The organism is Methanoplanus sp. FWC-SCC4 (assembly GCF_032878975.1).
Taxonomy (GTDB): Archaea; Halobacteriota; Methanomicrobia; order Methanomicrobiales; family Methanomicrobiaceae; genus Methanochimaera; species Methanochimaera problematica.
Genome location: NZ_CP043875.1, coordinates 1262721 through 1285797, shown reverse-complemented (window position 1 = coordinate 1285797; position 23077 = coordinate 1262721). Strand labels below are relative to the sequence as shown.

General features: G+C 39.9%; 21 protein-coding genes. 18 read left to right on the top strand and 3 right to left on the bottom strand.

The window, feature by feature from the left end; all coding sequences use genetic code 11:
- Positions 1 to 3: 3 nt before the first annotated feature.
- Positions 4 to 810, bottom strand: coding sequence for a PP2C family serine/threonine-protein phosphatase (locus F1737_RS06480; RefSeq protein WP_317135790.1), 807 nt, complete (start codon positions 808 to 810; stop codon positions 4 to 6).
- A gap of 139 nt (positions 811 to 949) precedes the next feature.
- Positions 950 to 1648, bottom strand: a complete 699-nt coding sequence (locus tag F1737_RS06475; RefSeq protein WP_317135789.1) for a vWA domain-containing protein — start codon at positions 1646 to 1648, stop codon at positions 950 to 952.
- A 141-nt stretch (positions 1649 to 1789) separates the two neighbouring features.
- On the opposite strand from F1737_RS06475, the gene F1737_RS06470 reads away from it, so the two are divergent.
- From F1737_RS06470 to F1737_RS06385, 18 genes are all read left to right on the top strand, one after another.
- On the top strand, positions 1790 to 3091 hold the full coding sequence (locus F1737_RS06470; protein WP_456301628.1) for a UDP-glucose dehydrogenase family protein: 1302 nt from the start codon (positions 1790 to 1792) through the stop codon (positions 3089 to 3091).
- A 422-nt stretch (positions 3092 to 3513) separates the two neighbouring features.
- A complete protein-coding gene (locus F1737_RS06465) occupies positions 3514 to 5058 on the top strand; it encodes a DEAD/DEAH box helicase (RefSeq protein WP_317135787.1) in 1545 nt (514 codons plus the stop codon).
- A gap of 336 nt (positions 5059 to 5394) precedes the next feature.
- Complete coding sequence (locus tag F1737_RS06460) at positions 5395 to 7194, top strand: clostripain-related cysteine peptidase (protein ID WP_317135786.1); 1800 nt, start codon at positions 5395 to 5397, stop codon at positions 7192 to 7194.
- 234 nt (positions 7195 to 7428) lie between these two features.
- A complete protein-coding gene (locus tag F1737_RS06455) occupies positions 7429 to 7962 on the top strand; it encodes a Na+/H+ antiporter subunit E (RefSeq protein WP_317135785.1) in 534 nt (177 codons plus the stop codon).
- On the top strand, positions 7959 to 8216 hold the full coding sequence (locus tag F1737_RS06450; protein WP_317135784.1) for a monovalent cation/H+ antiporter complex subunit F: 258 nt from the start codon (positions 7959 to 7961) through the stop codon (positions 8214 to 8216). Before F1737_RS06455 ends, F1737_RS06450 begins: the two co-directional genes overlap by 4 nt.
- Positions 8216 to 8569, top strand: coding sequence for a monovalent cation/H(+) antiporter subunit G (mnhG, locus tag F1737_RS06445; protein WP_317135783.1), 354 nt, complete (start codon positions 8216 to 8218; stop codon positions 8567 to 8569). Before F1737_RS06450 ends, mnhG begins: the two co-directional genes overlap by 1 nt.
- The gene (locus F1737_RS06440) at positions 8566 to 8838 is read left to right on the top strand and encodes a hydrogenase subunit MbhD domain-containing protein (protein WP_317135782.1); all 273 of its coding nucleotides are present in this window, start codon (positions 8566 to 8568) and stop codon (positions 8836 to 8838) included. Before mnhG ends, F1737_RS06440 begins: the two co-directional genes overlap by 4 nt.
- On the top strand, positions 8835 to 9128 hold the full coding sequence (gene mbhE, locus F1737_RS06435; protein WP_317135781.1) for a hydrogen gas-evolving membrane-bound hydrogenase subunit E: 294 nt from the start codon (positions 8835 to 8837) through the stop codon (positions 9126 to 9128). Before F1737_RS06440 ends, mbhE begins: the two co-directional genes overlap by 4 nt.
- A complete protein-coding gene (locus F1737_RS06430) occupies positions 9121 to 9582 on the top strand; it encodes an MnhB domain-containing protein (RefSeq protein ID WP_317135780.1) in 462 nt (153 codons plus the stop codon). The genes mbhE and F1737_RS06430 overlap by 8 nt, the downstream gene beginning before the upstream one ends.
- Positions 9583 to 9584: 2 nt before the next feature.
- Positions 9585 to 9929, top strand: a complete 345-nt coding sequence (locus F1737_RS06425; protein WP_317135779.1) for a sodium:proton antiporter — start codon at positions 9585 to 9587, stop codon at positions 9927 to 9929.
- Positions 9926 to 11500, top strand: a complete 1575-nt coding sequence (locus F1737_RS06420) for a proton-conducting transporter transmembrane domain-containing protein (RefSeq protein ID WP_317135778.1) — start codon at positions 9926 to 9928, stop codon at positions 11498 to 11500. Before F1737_RS06425 ends, F1737_RS06420 begins: the two co-directional genes overlap by 4 nt.
- 1 nt (position 11501) lies before the next feature.
- The gene (locus F1737_RS06415; RefSeq protein WP_317135777.1) at positions 11502 to 11855 is read left to right on the top strand and encodes a hydrogenase; all 354 of its coding nucleotides are present in this window, start codon (positions 11502 to 11504) and stop codon (positions 11853 to 11855) included.
- A complete protein-coding gene (locus F1737_RS06410) occupies positions 11852 to 12286 on the top strand; it encodes an NADH-quinone oxidoreductase subunit B family protein (protein ID WP_317135776.1) in 435 nt (144 codons plus the stop codon). Before F1737_RS06415 ends, F1737_RS06410 begins: the two co-directional genes overlap by 4 nt.
- On the top strand, positions 12283 to 13002 hold the full coding sequence (locus F1737_RS06405) for an NADH-quinone oxidoreductase subunit C (protein WP_317135775.1): 720 nt from the start codon (positions 12283 to 12285) through the stop codon (positions 13000 to 13002). Before F1737_RS06410 ends, F1737_RS06405 begins: the two co-directional genes overlap by 4 nt.
- Entirely contained in the window at positions 12999 to 14231 is a 1233-nt protein-coding gene (locus F1737_RS06400; protein ID WP_317135774.1) for a hydrogenase large subunit, read from the top strand. The genes F1737_RS06405 and F1737_RS06400 overlap by 4 nt, the downstream gene beginning before the upstream one ends.
- Positions 14232 to 15260: a respiratory chain complex I subunit 1 family protein gene (locus F1737_RS06395; RefSeq protein WP_317135773.1), complete on the top strand. Its 1029-nt coding sequence runs from the start codon at positions 14232 to 14234 to the stop codon at positions 15258 to 15260.
- A complete protein-coding gene (locus tag F1737_RS06390) occupies positions 15257 to 15661 on the top strand; it encodes a 4Fe-4S dicluster domain-containing protein (protein ID WP_317135772.1) in 405 nt (134 codons plus the stop codon). Before F1737_RS06395 ends, F1737_RS06390 begins: the two co-directional genes overlap by 4 nt.
- 491 nt (positions 15662 to 16152) lie before the next feature.
- Positions 16153 to 21657: an LVIVD repeat-containing protein gene (locus tag F1737_RS06385; protein ID WP_317135771.1), complete on the top strand. Its 5505-nt coding sequence runs from the start codon at positions 16153 to 16155 to the stop codon at positions 21655 to 21657.
- 47 nt (positions 21658 to 21704) lie between these two features.
- On the opposite strand, the gene F1737_RS06380 is transcribed toward F1737_RS06385, so the two are convergent.
- A complete protein-coding gene (locus tag F1737_RS06380; protein WP_317135770.1) occupies positions 21705 to 22730 on the bottom strand; it encodes a lipid II:glycine glycyltransferase FemX in 1026 nt (341 codons plus the stop codon).
- Between the last annotated feature and the right edge of the window lie 347 nt (positions 22731 to 23077).

Here is a 23077-nt window from a genome sequence, read left to right as displayed (position 1 = left end):
TGCTCAAATATTGTCAATTGCTGCGATAACAAGTGTTTTGTCATCATCTGAGTTTTCAGTCATTTTTCCGGAGGAAAGAAGATTTTTGACATCCTCTGATGCGTCTTCTGCGTTTTCTGCTGAAAGGCTGTATTTTAAAAGTGGTTTGAAAAACGGTTCAAACGGTTCATATATCTCGTTCTTTTTTACAAGCACTGCTCTCTGGCATCCGTCAGTGAACGCTGCTAATGCTCTTATATCTTTATTATGTGAACTGATCTTTAGTTTTTCATTCCAGTTTGCTGATGTTATCGGAGTTACCTCGTTTATATATTCCGACTGTGCAGGTTCAGAGAGGATTATGCTTTTAGCATCACACATTCCGACAACTCCCCCGTCTCCAATCTGCCCTATGCAGATCTCATTTTTATCAATAAATATTACAATGAGTGTGCATGCAAGATCTCTTATGGGAATATTATTCTCACCTGAATAATCTTTTAATTTTGAGACTGCATCCTGAAATGCATCTTTTATAAGGCAATTGTTTTTTGTAATGTCAGCTGAAAATATTCCGTCTTCGTAACGGATCAGGAAATGATTTGATATTGATTCTATTGCTGTATTAACTGCGAGTTTTGATCCGGTATCTGAATGCAATGCACTTCCAAGACCGTCTGATACCGCAATGATTGCTGTGTTATCTACTGGTATTTTAAAATTCCAGGCATCCTGACAGGGAGTATTTTTTACAAGATGGGATGGTCCGGTGACTTTTGATCCAAAAACAAATATTTTATTGTGCCTGTTTTTTTCATCAGGTTTAATCATTCGATAATCACTTCCTGGTTTAAGTTCCGGTTCTTAATGATCCTGTAAATAGAGAGAGTTAATTTAAACCGGCAATATTGACACTGGGGTCTTTTGCTAAATGATTCTCAATAACAAATTATGTGGTTTTTCAATAAAATCAGATGGTTGGTATTTCACCCCATCCGTTTAAGCCAAAGGGATCTTCCAAAACAACCTGATCACCGACATTGGATGCCGATACTTTTGCCTGACTACGTGAAAGCCAGAGGAACATCTCATTAAAGTGATTCTCTTTAAGCTTTATCGGAGCTCTTCCCTGGGGAGATATCTTTTTTAATGTTTCAAGGTCGGCAGAGTCCATGCCCACAGCAAAGAACAGGAATTTTCCGTCCTTTTCTCCCTGATGAACCATAGAGATGACCTCTTCCCACATGGGATCTCCTTCACGCATGTCGGTTGGTTCACCATCCGTGATCATGAAAATCCATGGTCTGTAATAGTCTATTCCTTCTGTTTTATAGCACTCTTTTCTGTTCTCAAGGATCTCTATTGATTTTTTAATTGCTTCTCCCATCGGAGTCAGACCGTCAGCAACAAGTTCTTTTGGTTCAAAATCATCTATTGAGGTAAAATCCTGAACAACTTCCACTTTTTGTCCGAATGTCACTACTGCAAGATCAACCCTTTTTCTTGCAAGTTCGTCTGATTCAATCTCTTCTTTGAATGTTTTAATCCCTTCATTCAGCTGCACAATCTTTTCAGAAATTGTCATTGATCCTGATATGTCAAGGAGAAGTATTGTAGGACAATGCGGCTGCTGTGGATATGCAATTTCAACCATTTCTTCAAGTGTCATTTAGAATCCTCTCATTATTGGCTTTAATTTAATCCTAATGCTTTGATATTAGGGGGAATGGTATAAATAGATAATTGATTTTATGTGCATTTTTAAATTGTGAATATCTATGAATCATTTATTTAATCCTCATCAACATAAATTATATTCAGACAACAAGGGATAAAAATGAAAATTACAGTCATTGGCGGAGGTTATGTGGGGCTTGTGTCTGCGGCATGTTTTGCGGAACTGGGCAATCATGTTACAGTAATAGAGATTGATTCAAAAAAGGTTGATATGATAAATGCCGGAGTTCCTCCGATATACGAAAAAGGACTTGAAGAATTGTTAAAGAAGCATTCCGGCAAAAATCTGGTTGCAAAATCAGACTATAATGACATTTCCCTGTCAGATATATCAGTAATCTGTGTAGGAACACCTCCCCTAAAAGACGGGTCTGCAAATTTATCTTATATTAAATCAGCAGCGGGATCAATAGGGGGCGAAATTAAAAAAAATCCGGGACACTACCATGTTGTTGCGGTAAAAAGCACCGTTCCACCGGGTACAACTGAAAATATTGTTGCAAAGGCAGTTTTGGAAAAAACCGGCGGTAATCAGGAAGATGTAGGGTTTGTAATGAATCCTGAATTCTTAAGGGAAGGTCTTGCTGTTGAGGATTTCATGAATCCTGACAGGGTTGTTATTGGAAGTAGTGATGAAAAAGCAGGGGATGTTGCAGAAAAAATGTATGAAAATCTCTGTGCGAGGATTCTTAGAACAGGTTTGTCTGCGGCGGAGATGATAAAATATACCTCTAATGCATTTCTGGCGACTAAAATCTCATTTTCAAATGAGATTGGGAATATCTGCAAAAAACTTGGAATTGATGTATATGAAGTCATGGGGGGCGTCGGGATGGATAAAAGAATTTCTCCCATGTTTCTCAATGCAGGTGCAGGGTTTGGCGGAAGCTGTTTTCCAAAGGATGTTATGGCTCTTGTATCCCTTGCAGAAAAAATAGGAGAAAAGCCTGTTTTATTAAAGTCGGTACTTGATGTAAATGAAACACAGCCTTTAAAAATGGTTGAAATTCTTGAGAAGCAAACCGGCTCTTTGAAAGGAAAAAAAATTGCGGTTCTGGGACTTGCCTTTAAGGATAATACTGATGATATAAGGGAGTCAAGATCAATTCCGGTAATAAAAGAACTTATTTTAAGAGGAGCCCTTGTATCGGCATATGATCCACTGGCTTCATCTGAAATGAGGAAAATATATCCTGCAATAAATTACTCTAATACAGCAGGGGATGCATTAACCGATGCAGACGGCTGTCTTGTCATGACAGAATGGCCTGAGTTTTCCCGGTTGTCATCAGAGTTTGATCTAATGAAAGACAGGGTAATTATCGAGGGCAGAAGAATTCTTGATATAACAGATAGTGAAGGAATCTGCTGGTAAAGTCCTAAACGGGCCTTTAATATTTTATTTTTTCAGATTCTCATTTCAAAATTTAATTTTAAAATTATAAAAAATATAAATCTAACTCCTTTAAAATTGCGGGATTTGGATATTTGAGATTTTTTAACTTACTGTTCATCTTCTTTTGGATTTTTTATAATTTGTCTGATAATTTTGTTTTTGAAAATGGAAAAAGCAAGAACAAGAACAGATCATATGCGGGAATTATTAAAAATAAAATCTGAATAAAAATCCTGTTCAAAAACAATATTTAAGAGTTTTGGACTATTGATCTGTGAGAACCGATAAGATTTAATTTGATTTCTTTTAAACATCTAAAGCCGGATTCTGTTAAAAATTATGAATGAATTTCTAATTTAAAATAAGAATTATTTTGTTTAAGGCTTTGTTTGGAAGGTAACATGATCGATTCAAAAATATGTACAAATCAGGATAAATGTGGTGGGCAGTTGATTGGAGATTTGATTTCATCAAGACTTGAATCAATAAACCCTGGTTTTGGTGACAATGCAAAAGTAATGGAATTACCAAACGGACCGGAGATAATTCGCGGGATTGCAGGTTCCGGGAAAACTGAATCTATTTGTCAGCGGGCTGCATATCTTCATTCCATTGAGCCTGAGTGGAGAATTGGTGTTTTTTTCTCAAATCCCTCACTTAAAGGTCGCATGGTTTCACTATTGAAAAAATATACTTCAGTTTGCGGTGTTGAGTGGGATTCTGAAGATCCGGATGGTAATCTTGTTGCAGCTGAGCTATGGGGAGATAATGATAATTTCGGTTTTTATTCTGAAGTATGTGATTATTCCGGAATTAAGCCGATGACAGTCTCTGAATGCAGGCGTTTTGAAAACGATCCTGCGGATTGTTTCGGTTATGCATGTAAAAAAATACTTGAAAATGAGATCATAGATCCTTTATATGACGTAATTTTCATTGATGGTGCGGAAGACATACTTGTTTCTAAAAATGAACTATTATATGAGGGAAAACAGCCTGTTTTCTGGCTTTTGCATGAGTCTCTTAGTTCATTTGATTCTGAAAATCCTGAGAGAAAGAGACTTGTCTGGTCTTTTGATGAATATCAGTCAGTCTTTTCCCAAAAAGTTCCGACCGTCAGTCAGATTTATGGACAGGATGATCTGCTCAAGGATGAAGTCAACGGTTTTTCAGAATTGTCAATAATGGATATTTCATTCCGTACGCCTGGAAATATTTTAATGGCGGCACATGCACTCGGGATGGGATTGTACCATTATGAAGGAATGCTCTCAGGCCCGACATGTAAGAAAGCCTGGAAGAAGATGGGATATTCGGTAAAAGGTGAATTTTCTCCGGGAAATGAGATTACACTTTCGAGAAAGGTGGATAAGACCCCAAATGATATAATTGATTTCTGTGACGAATCACTGATTAATTTTAGAAAATTTAATTCAAAACAAATGGAATATGCATTCCTCTGTGAATCTGTAATAAGAAATATTGAAGAGGATAATGTAAGGCCCGAGGATATTTTAATCGTTTCACTTAAAGGGGATGAAGCAATTAAAAGTATCAGATCAGCATTAAATGCAAAAAATATAACCGATTGCAGAGTTTTTACCTGTTGTCCGGATAATGATGATTCAGAAGATGATCATAGTGTAAAACCCTCCGGGATTACTATTTCTGATGTGGAATCAGCTAAAGGGAACGAGGGTATGGTTGTATATCTGACTGATCTTGAAGTGGTGGCAAAATATGATTCCAGAATTGAATTAAGGAACAAACTTTACATCGGAATGACACGTTCCAAGGGTTGGCTTACCATAACAGGTACTCCGTTTTATGATGAGCTTACATTTTTCAATGAGGTAAAAAGAGTTCTTGATGATATAAAAAACCAAAAAGAAATAAAATATCGATATATTAAGCATCCCAGAAGACCACTGGATCATTTTGTCTGAAAAACCGATAATGGAATGATTTAGTTTATATTTTTTAAAATCCACCTGAAAAAATTAAATTAATTTATGAATTAATTTATGAATTAATTTATGAATTAATTTATGATTTAGAGATTTGGAGAATATCTGGTCTTTTTTTTGGTAAAGATATTTTTTGAAAAAACCGGTTCAAAATAACAGGTTATTTATTATTTAATTTAGCTTTTTGTATAGTATCTTTAGAAAATTTTGAGAGTGTATTATATGATAAAGAGATCTGCTAATTATTTTTTAATTTTTTGTCTGTTTTTAATGGCTTTTTTTATTTTTGTGTCAGGGTGTTCTGAATCAAATGAGTTGAATAATGATAATATTAATTTATTTTCAGACAACCCTCTGGAAAAATCAACATTAATTGCAGTTTACATGGTTGGCAGTGATCTCGAAAGTGAGCATAAAGCCGGCACCTATGATCTTAACACAATGATTGAGGGTTATGGCGATTCAGATCCTGAAAAATTCAATGTTATAGTCGGTTACGGAGGTGCAAATGTCACAGGCTGGGAAGGAATCTCAATTGCAACAATGAGTCAGCTTAAAGAGGATTCGCAAGATGGTATTTTTGGAAATGAGAACTTTTATACTGAACGTGATTCCGGTGCCAGCATGGGTGATGAAAAAACCCTCGAAAAATTCCTTGATTATATAATGCTGCAGAAGGGATACGATCAGAAATATCTTATATTCTGGGATCATGGCAATGGATACAACGGCTACGGATTTGATGAAATTTATGAGGACGAGCTTAATTTTTCTGAAATAAAGCAGGCTATGATTAATTCAGAGAGTAGTTTTAATATTGTAGGTTTTGATGCATGCCTTATGGGTATGATTGAAGTTGCTTGTGTCTTTGAATCCCATGCTGATTATTTAATTGCATCAGAAGAACTTGAGCCGGGTTCCGGCTGGATGTATGATTTATTATTTGATTATCAGGCAAAAAATCCGAAAACATCACCTGAGGGTTTTGGAAAGGTTGCAGTTGACACTTATATGAAAAGTGAGGATGATAAAAAGACACTTTCAATTGTAAATCTGAAAGAAACCGATAATTTAATATCAAATTTGGATTGTCTCTCAGATAAGTTAAAAAATGAAATTGTTGCCGGTAATTTTGAGAAAGTAGGGCAGCCTTACAGATATGCAGAAAAATTTGGCTATTTTCCCCAGGAGGAAGAGCAGACTTCAGTCGATCTCTATGATTTTATATCTGGAATTAAAGCAAGGGTTCCATCAGCTTCAGATGAATGCGATCTGGTGCTTGCAGGCATAAATTCTTTTGTATTATACTCTGCACATGACGATTTTTTTGATAATGCTAGAGGTGTATCAATCTGTTCCCCAAGATATATTGATTCTCAAAAGCTTTCCTCAATTGAAGATAATATAAAAATATCTGATGAATGGTATGATTTTTTTGAAAATTATGTGGAGATAAAATCTTCTGATAATGTCAAACCTGAGGTAACATACAATGAAGACGATACTTTCACAGTGTCCGATAATCTGGGTGTGGCAGAAGTTAAGGCTGAGTATTTCATTGAAAGTGATTCTGAATCCCTCCCTGTCGGCGATAAATATATTATTCCGGATACAAACGGCAGATATTATATTTCCGTATGGGATGGAAAGCTGTATTATCTGGAGAATGAAAACGGTGATTATGCAAACCTCTATCTTGAACACATTGGCAATGCTGCGGAAGGCTTTGAAAAATATCAGTCGTCAATAGAGGTTACAAGAGGTGAAAGTACTGAATCTGCTATGATTACAGTTATAGCAAATCCAAAAACCCATGAAACCATGATGTCTGTTGATCCTTATGAACCGGATTCCGAACTTTTCAAAAGATCCGCTTTTTGGGATACTGATGACCTAAAATCCGGAGATGTTGTGAAGACATACACTTATGTTTATGATGAGGAATCCGATGATTATTTGGAGGTTTTATTGGGAACTTTAACTGTTGATGAAACTACCCGTATTTCATATGGAAAAATACCGGGAATTACGTATTCTTTTGGCATTTCTGCAGAAGATTTCAATGGAAATCTTGAATATTCAGACCTCGTAATTTTAAATGCTGATAGTAATTAATCCCTGAAAAATTCAAATTTATAATATTATTCTATTTTTCAAAGTCTCATAATACCGGGTATTTTGTTTTTATTGGTTTTTTCGTTCAAAACAATTATATTAATCTATTGTGTATTAATGTTCGTGATGAATTCTGATATATTGGAATATATAAAAATCAATATACAAAAAATTTTGTATTTTTTGATGAAGGGGGCCCACATATGATTTTTTTGTCTTCTTACGGGTGAATGAATGCTACCTTTTATTCTGACAGCGGTTTGTGCATTAATTATATATCTCATTTTGACTGCAGGTTCCGGTATTGAAGTTCTTGGTCTGTGGTCTTTTTTTGAGTTATATGCGGGTTTTATTGTTGCATTGGTTGTCGGAGCAATTTCAGAGAAATTTTTTATAAAAGAAGGAAGCTTAAGAATGTTAAATCCATTCCGATGGCTTCTTTTGGTATTTTACTGCATTTTTCCATTTTTTATTGAAATGACAAAGGCCAATCTTGATGTTGCATACAGGGTTATTACAGGGAAAATCCGCCCGGGAATTATCAGGATATCTCCTGATCTCAAAACAGACCTGGGAATTCTTCTGATGGCAAATTCCATCACGCTTACTCCCGGAACCCTGACAGTTGATGTAGATGAAAAATCAGGTGACCTTTTCATTCATGTGCTGAATTTAAGAACCGGTGTTGAAGAGAAGGATATCGCTGATGAAAAGGATATATTCTCCCTATTCAATCTCAAAAAATGGATCAGGAGGATTGCAGAGTGATAACAATCTGGATGTTAGTTGCGGTAATTCTTTGTGCACTGATTCTTCTTGCACTTGTCAGATTGTTTACAGGCCCCTCTGCACCTGACCGGGTAGTTGCATTTGACTCTATAAACACTCTTACTGTTGCAATAATGATTATGCTTGCAATTGCCTTTGAAGAGGTTTTCTTTGTGGACGTGGCAATTGTTTATGCATTACTTTCCTTTGTTGGCACTTTGTTTGTGGCTAAATATCTGGGAGGTGAGCTTTAATGCTGTCTGATACCCTGATATTTATTCTTATAGCAATAGGGGTAATCTTCAACGCACTTGGAATTGTTGGAATATTGAGATTCCCCGATGTATATACAAGGCTCCATGCAGAAACAAAGATGACAACATTCGGGACAATATTCCTGTGTCTGGCTGTCTTTTTGTACTGCCTTTTGAATTATCTGTCATCAGGAGACGGCCAGTATATAGACCTTGGAATAAGCACGGCTGTTGTCCTTGTTGCACTGGCATTTACAAATGCAACAGGTTCACATGCCATTGCAAGGGCTGCCTACAAATCCGGCCAGAAACCGGAAAATGCGGTTGTTGACAGACTGGAGGCAAAAAAATGATGGATCTGTTTCTTATAATGCAGGTAATATTACTGGCCGGTCTTATTTTATCCGGAATTATGGTCTATCTTCAAAAGGATCTGATTTCTGCGGCAATTGCATTCGGTGTTTTTAGTTTCCTTCTCTCTTTGGAGTTTTATCTGCTTCAGGCGCCCGATGTTGCAATTGCAGAGGCAGCAATCGGTGCAGGGCTTACAACAGCCATCTTCATGATTGCTATTCGCGGGACAGAGCAGAATGAAGTTTCTGATACGGAGGATGAACAATGAGAACAAAGGATATTGCAACCGCACTTATTGTTGCCATTCTTGCAGCATCCTTCCTTATGACTGCCGTTGACCTTGAATTTGGAAGTCCGAAAAATACCGGGATGGATGATTACATGATTCAGAACGGACAGGAAATGGCGGCTGTAAACAATATTGTAACAGGTGTTGTCTTTGATTTCCGTGGATTTGATACACTCGGGGAAGCCACAGTTTTATTCACCGCAGTTCTGGCGATTTCGATGATGTTTCGGAAAAGGAAAGAGGAGGATGAAGACTATGACTATGAGTAAAATCGTCCGTGCAACAGCAAATATAATGCTTCCATTTATTCTTGTATTCGGCTTTTACATAGTCATACACGGACATCTGACCCCTGGTGGAGGTTTTCAGGGAGGGGCCGTGATTGCAACAGGAATTGTCCTGATGTTTGCGGCAAACAGATATTCGGATATCAAAAGCCGGTTTACTTCATCAGCTTTAAAAAATACCGAGACATTAGGACTTTTGCTTTTTATAATAATGGCTTTAGCCGCGATAATCGCAGGTTCGACATTCTTCTATAACTGGCTTGCAAACGGAGGATTCATCTTTGGCGACTCTGTAACATACGGTTCCAATCCCGGATTTTTGAATACCGCAGGAACGATCCCTATAATGAATATTGCAGTGGGAATTGAGGTTCTCGGAGCAATGGGCCTAATTATTCTTTACATGCTTTCAGGAATTTCAAGGGAGGACGCCTGAACATGATATACAATCTGCCATACATTGCCGCCGTGATTATCATAATTTTGGGCATAATCACGATGGTAACAAAGAAAAACCTGATAAAAATAATTATGGGCCTTTCTCTTGTCGAAGCAGGAGTAAATCTCTTCCTTGTTGCAACAGGCTATGTCAGCGGAGGTTCTGCACCGATCTTTACGAATGCAGCCTCTTTAAAAATGGTTTTTCCCACAGTTCAGGCAATGACTTTAACAAACATTGTTATCGGTATTGCAACCACTGCAATGCTCCTTTCATTTGTCATGGTAATCTATAAAAAATACAAATCAGCCAGTGTAACTGATTTAGGGAGGCTTAAGGGATGATTTCTGACTGGATTTTACAAAACCTGCCTGCACTGCTGCTGGCAGTCCCGATGCTTGGAGCGTTTGCAACCCCTCTCTTCGGACATGTCAGTGATTCTGCAAGGAACACATGGGTTATGCTGGTGAGCCTTGCAACACTAGTAATCGCAGGACTTCTTACCAACGAGGTTTTGATTAACGGCACACTTGTATATACATTTGGAGCGGCACAGCCATCACTTGCCATTCCCGCTGATTCAGCAGGTATTCCGTTCAGGATTATATTTACAGTCGATGCAATGTCGGTTTTCATGGCGATTTCCGCCTGTATTGTCGGTTTTGCAGTATCCCTCTATTCAATAACCGCCTCTAAGAAAATGTCCGGCAAAGACTCGTTCTTTGCACTTCTTTTGCTGATGCAGGTTGGAATACTTGGTATGGTCTGCACCGGCGATATGTTCAATTTCTTCGTATTCCTGGAGATAAACTCGCTTGCAGGTGCGGCACTTGTCGCATCAAGAATTGACATGGGTGTTGCAGTCGAAGCCGGTCTTAAATATGCAGTCTTATCCACACTCGGCGGACTTTTAGTTCTTTTTTCCGTAGGTCTCTTCTACGGCCAGTATGATGCACTCAATATTGCCGTAATAGCTCAGAACATGCAGTTTGGGATGCTTGATAAAGTCGCACTTGTGCTTCTTTTGGTTGCACTTGCAATGAAATCAGGTGCTGTTCCTATGCATTTCTGGACACCTGATGCATATTCAATGGCACCATCAGGAATAACCGCATTTTTGGTTGTTGCAAGTCAGGCCAGCCTTTACGGTCTTTTCAGGGTTTTATTTACACTTTATAATGTAACTCTTGATTACGTTACAACAGGATGGGTCATCATAATTCTTGGTGTTTTATCAATGTTCATCGGAGTAACGATGGCAATTCCGCAAAAGGATGTAAAACGCCTGATGTCTTACCATGCGGTTTCACAGACCGGATACATGCTTTTGGGTGTTGGTGTGGGACTTGCTGTTTTGGGAGATGAAACCATGATGAATGCATTTGGAATGACAGCAATGCAGGGAGGTCTTTTCCATATCATCAACCATGCAATGTACAAGGGCCTTTTGTTCCTGACCGCAGGAGCAATATTCTATCAGACAGACACAAGGAATCTGAATAAACTGGGCGGTCTCGGGCATGATATGAAATGGACCATGCTCTTTTTCGTAATTGGTGCACTTGCGATTGCAGGTATTCCGCCTTTCAACGGATTTGAATCAAAGCTGATGATATATGAATCTGTATTCATGTTTAATCCTGCATTGTCAGTAATTGCAATGGTTGTGTCAATTCTCACCCTTGCATCGTTCGTGAAAGTTTTCCACTCAATGTTCACGGGCCCGAGGCTTCCCGAATATAGTGAAGTCCGTGAAGTGCCAAAACCAATGCTGATTGCAATGGGTATTTTAGCCCTTCTTGTAGTGCTTTTCGGAGTATTCCCGCAGCCGGTTGTGGATTTCATAGTAACGCCTGCGGCATCGGCACTTGTTGATCAGAGCGGTTATATTGCTGCTGTACTCGGAGGTGCCTGAAATGGCACTTACTGAAAGCCTTTACACAGGGTTTGGTTCATGGAACCCTCTCGCCTGGATTGTTGCATTCATAATATCATTGCTGATAGCCTGGCTGATCTGGAAACTGGGTGAATCTGACTATCACAAAGATACGGAACAGATAAAACCATATCTTTCAGGGAATGCGGAGCCTGAAAAAGGAGATGTTCATGTTCGTGCCGGAAACATGTATTGGGGATTTACAGAGGCCCTTAAAGGTTATTATGATATTTTAATACCCCTGCATACTGGAATTTTAACTGACTATATGATCTGGTTCCTTTGTGTCATTGCAATTGTGATGGTTATTGTTATCGGAGGCGGTATGATATGAAGCTTACAAATTCACTAAAAAGATCTCTTTGGGTCTTTCATTTTAATTCTGGTTCATGCAACGGGTGCGATATTGAAATTGTCGCATCGTTAATGCCAAGATATGATCCTGAGAGATTTGGAATAAAACTTGTAGGCTCTCCAAGGCATGCTGATGTACTGCTTGTTACAGGGCCTGTTGTTCATGCAATGGCAGACCGCCTTAGGCGTGTTTATGAGCAGACGCCTGATCCAAAGGTTGTCATATGTGTGGGTGCATGCGGTCAGTCGGGAGGTGCCTTCTTTGATTCCTATAATCTTGACGGGCCTGTCGGTGAAGTAATTCCTGTTGATGTTTATGTTCCCGGATGTGCACCAAGGCCTGAGGCAATAATTTACGGAGTTGTAAAAGCGATTGCGAAACTCGAGCGTCTTATGGGGGATAAGAGATGAGTGATATTAAGAGAACTCCGCTGACTGCAAATGAAATTGCTGATCGTTTCTCTGATAAATTTGCAGGAAAAATCAGTGATATTTCTATAAGGCAGTGGACAGAAGGGGCAAAAAGCACTCCTGTTAATTCTGTATGGATTACTATTGAAAGAAGCATCCTTCATGATGCAGTGAAGGAAGTTATATCAATTGATTATCCTCATTTTGGTGTTATATCAGCAGTTGATGAGGTGGATTTTGTTGAACTCCTGTATCACATGTATGTCTATTTTGGCTGTCCGGGAAAAGGAGTGGAGATTACTCTGAAAGTTGCTCTTCCAAAAGAAGATTTAATTATTCCGACAATTTCAGATTTGATACCCGGTGCCGTTTATTCCGAAAGGGAGAAACGAGAGCTGATGGGAGTTGAAGTGGCAGACATTCCTGATAAAAGAGGATTATTCCTGCCTGATGATTTCCCTAAGGGGATTTATCCCTGGAGAAAGGATGATGCAGGAATAAAGGAGGGGATGGTAAAGGATCTCTGGGCTGTCGGAAGACCTGAAGACAGACCAAATCCGCCTGTGAAGCCAAAACCAAAGAAGGAGGCAAAATCCGGAGGAGATGAGACAAAAAATTCTGCTCCAAAAAATGATGTTTGGCCCCCTGAAAAATCCGATGAAGAAAATAAGGCTGAAATAAAGCCTTGCGAGTTGGCGGAGGTGAAAGGGGAATGAGTGATAATAAAAAGAATGCACCATACAAAATCCCCATCGGGCCTATCCATCCGGCATTAAAAGAGCCTATCCTTTTCACCTTTAAAATGAACGGTGAAGTCATAGAAGAGGTCGATTTTTCTCCGGGAAAAGTCCACAGAGGCATAGAGTGGATGGGTATGCGCAGAAATCCTGTTCAGATAGTTCACCTGACCGACAGGATCTGCGGAATCTGTGGTGTAACGCACACTTTTGCATTTTCAAGAGCGGTTGAACAGGTTGCCGGAATAAGAGTGCCTGAAAGAGCCCAGTATATCAGGACTATTATGGCAGAACTTGAACGTATTCAGTCACATCTGCTCTGGGCAGGTGTCGCAGCCCATGAGCTTGGGTTTGACACACTCTTTAATCTTGCATGGCGGGTACGTGAGGAGTCTCTGGATGTAATAGAATACATCACCGGAAACAGGATTAATTATGGCATTATTCAGATCGGCGGTGTAAGACGTGATATTGTAAAGGAGCAGATCCCGCGTATTGAAGAGGCTCTTTCATATTATGAAGGGCTTGTTGACAAGATGCTGAAACTCTTTTTGCATGACAAGACCATCAACATGAGGTGCAGGGGTTCGGGTATTCTTACAAAAAAAGCGGCCCTTGAATTATGTACTGTTGGTCCTACAGCACGTGCATCCGGACTAAAATTTGACGTAAGGATTGATTCTCCTTATGGGGCATATGGGGATATTGATTTTGACATGGTTCTTCCCGAATGTTATTTGAGTGAAACCAACGGGGATGTATATGACAGGATAGTTGTAAGAATCCTTGAAATTCCCCAGTCTGTTTCAATCATACGTCAGTGCCTGAAGAATATGCCCGGGGAAGAAGGTGATATCCTGTGGGAGCCGAAAATGCCAAAACTTCTTTCAGCATGCAAAAAAGCCGGGGGAGAGGCTGTTGGAAGGGTTGAGGCACCACGCGGTGAGTGCATTCACTATGTACGTATGAAAAAAGCCGATGCTCCATATATGTGGAAGGTAAAGGCTTCGACATACTCCAATCAGCTTGCATGGCTTGAAATTCTTAAGGGTGAGCAGATAGCAGACATTCCGATTATTGTCGCATCAATTGATCCGTGCATGTCCTGTACTGACAGGGTTTCAGTTATCAGAAAGAACAGTTCTGAAATTTTCACAAAAGAACAGCTTCACAGGATGTCTGTTGAAAAAACAAGGGGGCTTAATTAAATGACAATCATATCTGCCGGAGCCGGGGTGATCGCAGGTACGGTTGCCGTTGCTGTATTTGGAATGGTTTTGGGTCTTCTTCTTCTTGGAATCGACAGAAAATTTGCAGCCCATATGCAGGCAAGGGTGGGTCCTCCAATAAGGCAGCCTTTTATTGATGTCCTAAAGCTTCTTGCAAAAGACAGTGTTGTGCCTGAGAATGCAATAAAGTCCGTATTCAATGCAGCACCGGTGATAGCGCTGGCATCAGCAATAACGGTTCTTTTGTATATCCCTATCGGCAGTATTGCGCCCGTATTTGGAAACTACGGCGACATAATTCTTGTAATGTATCTATTAACTGTTCCGGCGCTTGCTATGGTTGCGGGAGGTTTTGCATCCGGTTCGCCTTATGCATCTGTTGGTGCACAGCGTGAAATGGTAACTATGATTGCCTACGAGTTTCCGCTTGCAGTTGTAATAATTGCAGTTGCATGGAGGCTTTCTGTTGCAGGAATTTCTGATCCTTTTTCGCTGGCAACAATTTCCGGCGTTGCAACCGGTGTTACAATTTGGAGTGTTGCAGGTCCTCTCGGGATTATCGGATGTATACTTCTTTTAATTGTGCTTGCATGGGTCACGCCGGCAGAGCTTTCAAGAGTCCCTTGTGATACACCCGAAGCTGAAACCGAACTTTGCGGTGGTCTTGTTGTTGAGTACTCCGGCAGAAATCTTGCTATGTTCTATATTGCAGGGGGTGTCAAAACGGTTGCAATGCTTGCCCTTTCAGTTGCAGTATTCCTTCCCTGGAATCTTTCATGGTTTGTTGCAATGAGCCCTGAAGCTGGCTTAATTGCAGATCTTGCCTTCTTCGTTTTGAAGATGGTTGCTGTTCTTTTTGTATCGGTCAGTCTCATCAGGGTAAGTATGGCACGTTTCAGGATTAATCATGTAGTTACAATCTACTGGGGCTATCTGGCGTTAATTGGTGTTCTGGCTCTGATTCTGATAGGTGCTGATGCGATTTTGACAGGAGGTATTTTTGTATGAGTTTTCTTCCTACGATGGGTGAGGTATTAAAGCAGTTTTTAAAGAAGCCTGCCACAAATCTTTTTCCGTCAAAGTACCTCCCACGGTCCGTCACAGGATTTTTGGGACAGGTGTCTGAGGGTAAAGCTGAAATAAATCCGACAATTTCTATACCGGAAAATTTCAGGGGTAAAATTGTATATGACAGGGATGCCTGTATAGGCTGTAAGATATGTACACGCATGTGTCCGGCAAATGCAATTGAGTTTATTAAAGAGACAAAAACAGTCAGAATTTATGTTACCCAGTGTATTTTCTGTTCACAGTGCAATGATGTCTGCCCTGCAAATTGTCTTCACATGAGCAGTGAATTTACACTTGCGAATGAAAACAGGTACGATGAAAGCCTGATTGTTGAATAATTACATCAGATTTTTTTTAATTTGGATTAATTTTCTCTATACAGAATTGTGAGTGGTTATTTTCTGAATTTTCCTTTGTGATCCGGCAGACTCAAAAACTATTATCTCCGGACCACTAAGATCCTTTACCTGGAGGTTTCAATACTTTTCAGGAGATTTAAATCACTCTCAATATTCCCTTGTAAAATGGCTGTCTGTTCAGTTAAAACAAATATTCTGGCAGGAGGGAGATGGATTCTGTCTGAAAAATCTGAAATTTCAATTTCATTTTTCTGTATGAGATGTGATTTGCTTTGTAGTGAATAATATTCTTTTTTTCAGACTATATGGAAAATAATTTCACTCGGCTTATGATTGTCGTTGGCGATATTTTCAGTGATTATCATTAGAGTTTATCCTTAAATACTATCTCTCCTCATATACATCTATCACACGGGGATGCCCTCGAACAGTTTATGCTGCTAAGGGAACCCGTGGGGGGTTTTCAAAAAATGAATACACCAACCAGTATTTCTCGAAAGAAGACAGGATCGGTAAAATTCCTGATCGGTCTTATTTTGATAATGATTGCAGTGCCGGCCGTCGCGTCTGCGGGGCTGGACACAGTAGGCCACCTGGCAAACGGTCCTTCCTTTGATGTTGTCGAGGAGGGAGGATATCTTTACGTTGCACAGGGCGGCGAGGTAAGGGTTTATGATGTTACAAACCCTGCCACTGTAAAAGATCTTACATGGAAGGATTACATCTCAAAGATCTATGTAGGCGAGAATGTCAAAAGCATGTATATGGAGTATCCTTACCTTCACATAGGGTATACGACAGGGTACATCATCGTCGACATAAGAGATCCAAATAACCCGGTCAAAATCTCTTCGCTTAAAAGCCCGCATCCTCCCGGAACTGAGATAAGGGATGTTGAGGTCTACGGAAACACCGCTTATCTTTCAGTATACAATATCGGTATACAGATAGTGGACATATCCGATGTTTCCAATCCGAAATTTGGAAATGTTGTAAAGTTGAACGGCTACAACAGACCGTGGAGGATTTCCATAGCAGACGGTTATCTTTACGTTGCAAGGGCAACCGACAAAACGCTGGACATATTTAACCTTTCAGATCCAAAAAGCCCGAGGATTGTTGGAAGCTACACCGCAAGTACATCAGCACTTGACAGTTTCTCCGGAGTTGCGGTTAAGGGCAACTATGCATATGTTACAGAATACCACAACGGTGTGAGGGTCATTGACATATCCGACAAATCACGTCCGTTTGAGGTCACTAATATAATGGGAATCGATGCAAATGACGTCAAAATTCTCGGCGATTATGCATATGTCTCTGTCCGTTACCAGGGATTCAGCGTAATTGACATTTCAAATCCCACCCAGGCATTCGTTGCAGGGAAGGGGACAGAAATTGCAGGATATATTGAGGGAATCTTCCCAACAGATTACTACACATTCCTTGCAGGCGAATCAATGGGATTCGGGATCTATGATACTTCAGATCCAAAGCAGCCATCTCTGATTGTAAATGTCCCTGTGGTGGGCGGCGTTGACTCTGTAGTGGCAAAGGACGATTATCTCTTCATCGGTGCACACAACGACGGAATGTGGGTGGTTGATACAAAGGATAAGGAAAATCCGTTTGAATCTGCATTCATTGAGACTCCCGGAAGATTTAACGATGTCAGCATACAGGGCAATTACCTCTTTGGCGCAGGAGAGTGGGGCGGCCTGAATATGATCGACATTTCCAATCCGGAACAGCCGGTGAAGGTATTTGTCGATTACAAGGACAATATTGCCTCAGTACTGCCTGACGGCAATTATGTATACACATCCGTAGGAATCGTTGATATTTCAAGCCCGTATAATCCTGCATACATTGCAAGAGACCCGCACTTCAATGGAAACCTTGCAAAATATAAGGACAATTACCTGCTGGTTGCATCATATCTCGGCAGCTATACAGGAGTTCATGTGATCGATGTCAGCAACAAGCAAAATCCAGTTGTTATAGCAACATATGAGGCAGGAAAACCTTTCTATGATGTTGAAGTGCTGGGTGACACAGCAGTGGCCCTTACAGGAAATGATGTTGTTACAATTGATTTAAGAAACATCCAGGCTCCAAAAACGATAGGAAAGGTAAGCTATCCGGGCCAGTGGATAGGTAACGGATTAAATGTGCTTGACAATGTCGTGTACGCATCCGGAGGACCCATAGGTGCAATCAGGGCATTTGACATATCAAATCCGGCGAGTATTAAGCTGATTAAAACCCTTGAACTCCCCGGAACAACATATATGGACGTCTTCGGATACAACGGCTACATATACACAGGGGAAAAATTTGGTGCATATGTAATCTCAGCAATTGGATCGGAATACATCCCGCCAACACCAGTTCCAACCCCTGAACCTACATTAGTTCCTACACCAGAACCAACACCAGTTCCAACCCCTGAGCCTACATTAGTTCCTACACCGGAACCAACACCAGTTCCAACCCCTGAGCCTACATTAGTTCCTACACCGGAACCAACACCAGTTCCAACTCCTGAGCCGACACCGGATCCGACTCATCCGACGCTGGACACAGTAGGTCACCTGGCAAACGGTCCTTCCTTTGATGTTGTCGAGGAGGGAGGATATCTTTACGTTGCACAGGGCGGCGAGGTAAGGGTTTATGATGTTACAAACCCTGCCACTGTAAAAGATCTTACATGGAAGGATTACATCTCAAAGATCTATGTAGGCGAGAATGTCAAAAGCATGTATATGGAGTATCCTTACCTTCACATAGGGTATACGACAGGGTACATCATCGTCGACATAAGAGATCCAAATAACCCGGTCAAAATCTCTTCGCTTAAAAGCCCGCATCCTCCCGGAACTGAGATAAGGGATGTTGAGGTCTACGGAAACACCGCTTATCTTTCAGTATACAATATCGGTATACAGATAGTGGACATATCCGATGTTTCCAATCCGAAATTTGGAAATGTTGTAAAGTTGAACGGCTACAACAGACCGTGGAGGATTTCCATAGCAGACGGTTATCTTTACGTTGCAAGGGCAACCGACAAAACGCTGGACATATTTAACCTTTCAGATCCAAAAAGCCCGAGGATTGTTGGAAGCTACACCGCAAGTACATCAGCACTTGACAGTTTCTCCGGAGTTGCGGTTAAGGGCAACTATGCATATGTTACAGAATACCACAACGGTGTGAGGGTCATTGACATATCCGACAAATCACATCCGGTTGAGGTTAAAAATATAATGGGAATCGATGCAAATGACGTTAAAATTCTCGGTGATTATGCATATGTCTCTGTCCGTTACCAGGGATTTAGTGTAATTGACATTTCAAATCCCAACCAGGCATTCGTTGCAGGAAAGGGTACAGAAATTGCAGGATATATTGAGGGAATCTTCCCAACAGATTACTACACATTCCTTGCAGGCGAATCAATGGGATTCGGGATCTATGATACTTCAGATCCAAAGCAGCCATCTCTGATTGTAAATGTCCCTGTGGTGGGCGGCGTTGACTCTGTAGTGGCAAAGGACGATTATCTCTTCATCGGTGCACACAACGACGGAATGTGGGTGGTTGATACAAAGGATAAGGAAAATCCGTTTGAATCTGCATTCATTGAGACTCCCGGAAGATTTAACGATGTCAGCATACAGGGCAATTACCTCTTTGGCGCAGGAGAGTGGGGCGGCCTGAATATGATCGACATTTCCAATCCGGAACAGCCGGTGAAGGTATTTGTTGATTACAAGGACAATATTGCCTCAGTACTGCCTGACGGCAATTATGTATACACATCCGCAGGAATTGTTGATATTTCAAGCCCGTATAATCCTGCATACATTGCAAGAGACCCGCACTTCAATGGAAACCTTGCAAAATATAAGGACAATTACCTGCTGGTTGCATCATATCTCGGCAGCTATACAGGAGTTCATGTGATCGATGTCAGCAACAAGCAAAATCCAGTTGTTATAGCAACATATGAGGCAGGAAAACCTTTCTATGATGTTGAAGTGCTGGGTGACACAGCAGTGGCCCTTACAGGAAATGATGTTGTTACAATTGATTTAAGAAACATCCAGGCTCCAAAAACGATAGGAAAAGTGAGCTATCCGGGTCAGTGGGTAGGTTACGGATTAAGTGTGCTTGACAATGTCGTGTACGCATCAGGGGGTCCGATCGGGGATATCAGGGCATTTGACATATCAAATCCGGCGGATATTAAGTTGATTAAATCTCTTGAAATCCCCGGAACAATGTATATGGATGTCTTTGGATACAACGGGTACATATACACAGGCGAAAAATTCGGTGCATATGTAATCTCAGCAATTGGATCGGAATATATTCCGCCAATTGAACCAACGCCCATACCAACGCCAGTTCCAACCCCTGAACCGACACTAGTTCCTACACCGGAGCCAACACCAGTTCCGACTCCTGTTCCAACCCCCGAGCCGACACTAGTTCCTACACCAGAGCCAACACCGGTACCTCCTACACCGGAGCCAACATTAGTTCCAACCCCTGAACCGACACCGGGTCCTGAAGAGCATGGCAACATTGTAATGATTGTCGGAAATGTCAACTTAAACAGTGGAGATAAAGCAGTAAAAATACACCTTGAGAATATGGGTTACACAGTAGCCATAATTGATGACTCGATTTCAAAATCAGAGGATGCAGAAGGTAAAGAGCTTGTAATTATCTCATCAACTTCAAGCCCGACTTTTGTAAGCAAAAAATTCAAGGATGTAAATGTCCCCGTTGTGACCTGGGAGTCATATATCTACGATGATATGAAAATGACAGGTACAATGGGAGGTACGGATTACAAAATTATTCGCGACCAGACTGAAGTTTCAATCATTGGTGAAGGACATGAACTTTCTGCAGGACTAAAAGGAACTGTAAAAGTTTTTGGAGCCCGGATGGCTGAAAACACAGGAATTCCATCAGACAACAGCATAATGATTGCAAACAGTCCGAATTACCCGCAACTCTACACAGTATTTGGATATGAGAAAGGGGTAGAGATGGCAGGAATGACAGCACCTGAACGTCGTGTGGGATTATTCCTCTCAGATGACTCCGCAGCACAACTCACGGCAGATGGATGGAAATTATTTGATGCGGCTGTAATATGGGCAATCGGAGGAGATATACAGGTACCTCCTACACCGGAGCCAACATTAGTTCCGACTCCTGAGCCAACACCGGTACCTCCTACACCGGAGTCAACATTAGTTCCGACTCCTGAGCCAACACCGGTACCTCCTACACCGGAGCCAACATTAGTTCCGACTCCTGAGCCAACACCGGTACCTGATGTGAAGGGTGAAATTGTTATGATTGTAGGAAATACCAACCTGAATTCAGGCGACAGTGCAGTAAAGATACACCTTGAGGAGATGGGTTACACAGTAACCATAATCGATGACACGGTTTCAAAGGCAGAGGATGCAGAAGGAAAAGAGCTAGTAATCATCTCATCAACTTCAAGCCCTACCTTCGTAAGTAAAAAATTCATGACTGTAAATGTCCCTGTTGTGACCTGGGAGTCATATATCTACGATGATATGAAGATGACAGGTACAAAAGGGAGGGCAGACTACAGAGTAATTCCCAAACAGACGGAAATTATAATCACTGACAGCGAACACCCGCTTTCCGGAGGACTTTCCGGAACAGTTGCGGTTTTAGGTGATATAAATAAAGAAAACCTCGGACTTCCATCAGATGGAGGTTTAAAGATTGCAGCATCTTCGGATTATCCTGAGCTTTATGCAGTATTTGGATATGAGAAAGGAGCTGAAATGGTAGGAATAACAGCACCTGAACGTCGTGTAGGATTATTCCTTTCAGATAACTCTGCAACAGAACTTACATCTGAAGGATGGGAAATCTTTGATGCAGCAGTATTATGGGGTGCAGGGATTCTCTGAAAATATTAAAATTTCCCCTATTTTTCCGTAATTTAAAAATTATGATCTCATTTATACCTGGGTTTAATTGCCCTATATATACCTTTACTGATTCTGATTTTTGGTGAGTACCATCTCATTGAATAATAGTGTATTAGTTCAGAATTAAATTTATTTTTAAATCTAAAAAAATTAGGATTGTCAGCATCGATAATTTCATAAAAATTATATTTATTTGTGCATGCCCACTGAATACATGCCCAGTGAATTAAAGGGTTTGGACTTATGCCTTTGTACGATACTTTTGGTGTTCCTATCCAGGCATCAACTTTATTTTTATAGTTTGTTATTATAAGTCCACTTAGAACTTTGTTGTCCTTCTTGGCAACAAATATTTTTAAATTTTCAGGGTAAAAAACATCATATATTTCTTGAATAAATTCTTTAGAAGAATATATTCTTTGATTTTCAGACATAGTAGTATAAATAAAATCAATGTGTTCTTTTGTTCCCTCTTCAACTATGATTCCTTCATTATGAGCTTTTTTTATCTCATTGCGTAATTTTTTGTTAAAATTGTTCCAGATCTCAGTTTCCCTCTTTTTTAAATCGATTATGTTTGTATGGCGGGGTTCAACACTGTATCCGCTCCAGATAAAAGATCTTGGATCCTGAGGGTAAGGTGGTAGATCGATATTTACAATATTTGATTTTAATGTATTTTTTATAAAATAATCAATTTGATTTTGAAATTTAATAAATTTTGAATATTTATTGTGAAGTTTTATTTTATCATTATTTTGAATGACAGGTCCCAGATATTTGTTTTCAACACCAGGGGGGGGCGAAGCTACGAATTTGACTGACAGAATTTTGTATAGATATAATGGAATTACACCATATAACGAAGATCCGTCAAAAACCATAATGGGATACAAAGTTGCTTTAAGGCGATGCGAAAAAATTTTTTTAGTTGAATGTTTTTCCATTAACTTAAGCCAGTCCCACGTATGGTAGAGTGTCCCGTTTTCTGAAAATAAAATCAAATCGTCCCATTTTGTCTTATCCTCCTCATTTGCTATTTTAATTTCCATTATAAATCCCCCTCTGTATTAATGATAAAAAATATATTTTGAATGCACTAGGATATGAAAATTTATAATATATATATTTAGTTCATAATTATCAAAGAGTCTTAAATATATGAAAAAGATTAAATTTTAAACAATTTTTTTTAGATTTGGAAAATGTTATACTTTAAATGAGTTTTATACTCATGAAATAAGAATTATAAGATTTTGAATTAAACATTTTAAAATTGAATAGCTAGTTAGACCTTTTTTAGATAACACAACCCTGGTTTCTAATTGCCCCATATGTATAAATAATTTTTTATAGTGCGGTGTTGTATTTGTAGCATTCAAAAATGATTTAAGAAAGT

Bases quoted from the DNA above. Each gene is read 5' to 3' on its own strand.
- F1737_RS06480 (WP_317135790.1), bottom strand. From the start codon at position 810: ATGATTAAACCTGATGAAAAAAACAGGCACAATAAAATATTTGTTTTT.
- F1737_RS06475 (WP_317135789.1), bottom strand. From the start codon at position 1,648: ATGACACTTGAAGAAATGGTTGAAATTGCATATCCACAGCAGCCGCAT.
- F1737_RS06465 (WP_317135787.1), top strand. From the start codon at position 3,514: ATGATCGATTCAAAAATATGTACAAATCAGGATAAATGTGGTGGGCAG.
- F1737_RS06455 (WP_317135785.1), top strand. From the start codon at position 7,429: ATGCTACCTTTTATTCTGACAGCGGTTTGTGCATTAATTATATATCTC.
- mnhG (WP_317135783.1), top strand. From the start codon at position 8,216: ATGCTGTCTGATACCCTGATATTTATTCTTATAGCAATAGGGGTAATC.
- F1737_RS06440 (WP_317135782.1), top strand. From the start codon at position 8,566: ATGATGGATCTGTTTCTTATAATGCAGGTAATATTACTGGCCGGTCTT.
- mbhE (WP_317135781.1), top strand. From the start codon at position 8,835: ATGAGAACAAAGGATATTGCAACCGCACTTATTGTTGCCATTCTTGCA.
- F1737_RS06430 (WP_317135780.1), top strand. From the start codon at position 9,121: ATGAGTAAAATCGTCCGTGCAACAGCAAATATAATGCTTCCATTTATT.
- F1737_RS06425 (WP_317135779.1), top strand. From the start codon at position 9,585: ATGATATACAATCTGCCATACATTGCCGCCGTGATTATCATAATTTTG.
- F1737_RS06420 (WP_317135778.1), top strand. From the start codon at position 9,926: ATGATTTCTGACTGGATTTTACAAAACCTGCCTGCACTGCTGCTGGCA.
- F1737_RS06415 (WP_317135777.1), top strand. From the start codon at position 11,502: ATGGCACTTACTGAAAGCCTTTACACAGGGTTTGGTTCATGGAACCCT.
- F1737_RS06410 (WP_317135776.1), top strand. From the start codon at position 11,852: ATGAAGCTTACAAATTCACTAAAAAGATCTCTTTGGGTCTTTCATTTT.
- F1737_RS06405 (WP_317135775.1), top strand. From the start codon at position 12,283: ATGAGTGATATTAAGAGAACTCCGCTGACTGCAAATGAAATTGCTGAT.
- F1737_RS06400 (WP_317135774.1), top strand. From the start codon at position 12,999: ATGAGTGATAATAAAAAGAATGCACCATACAAAATCCCCATCGGGCCT.
- F1737_RS06395 (WP_317135773.1), top strand. From the start codon at position 14,232: ATGACAATCATATCTGCCGGAGCCGGGGTGATCGCAGGTACGGTTGCC.
- F1737_RS06390 (WP_317135772.1), top strand. From the start codon at position 15,257: ATGAGTTTTCTTCCTACGATGGGTGAGGTATTAAAGCAGTTTTTAAAG.
- F1737_RS06385 (WP_317135771.1), top strand. From the start codon at position 16,153: ATGAATACACCAACCAGTATTTCTCGAAAGAAGACAGGATCGGTAAAA.
- F1737_RS06380 (WP_317135770.1), bottom strand. From the start codon at position 22,730: ATGGAAATTAAAATAGCAAATGAGGAGGATAAGACAAAATGGGACGAT.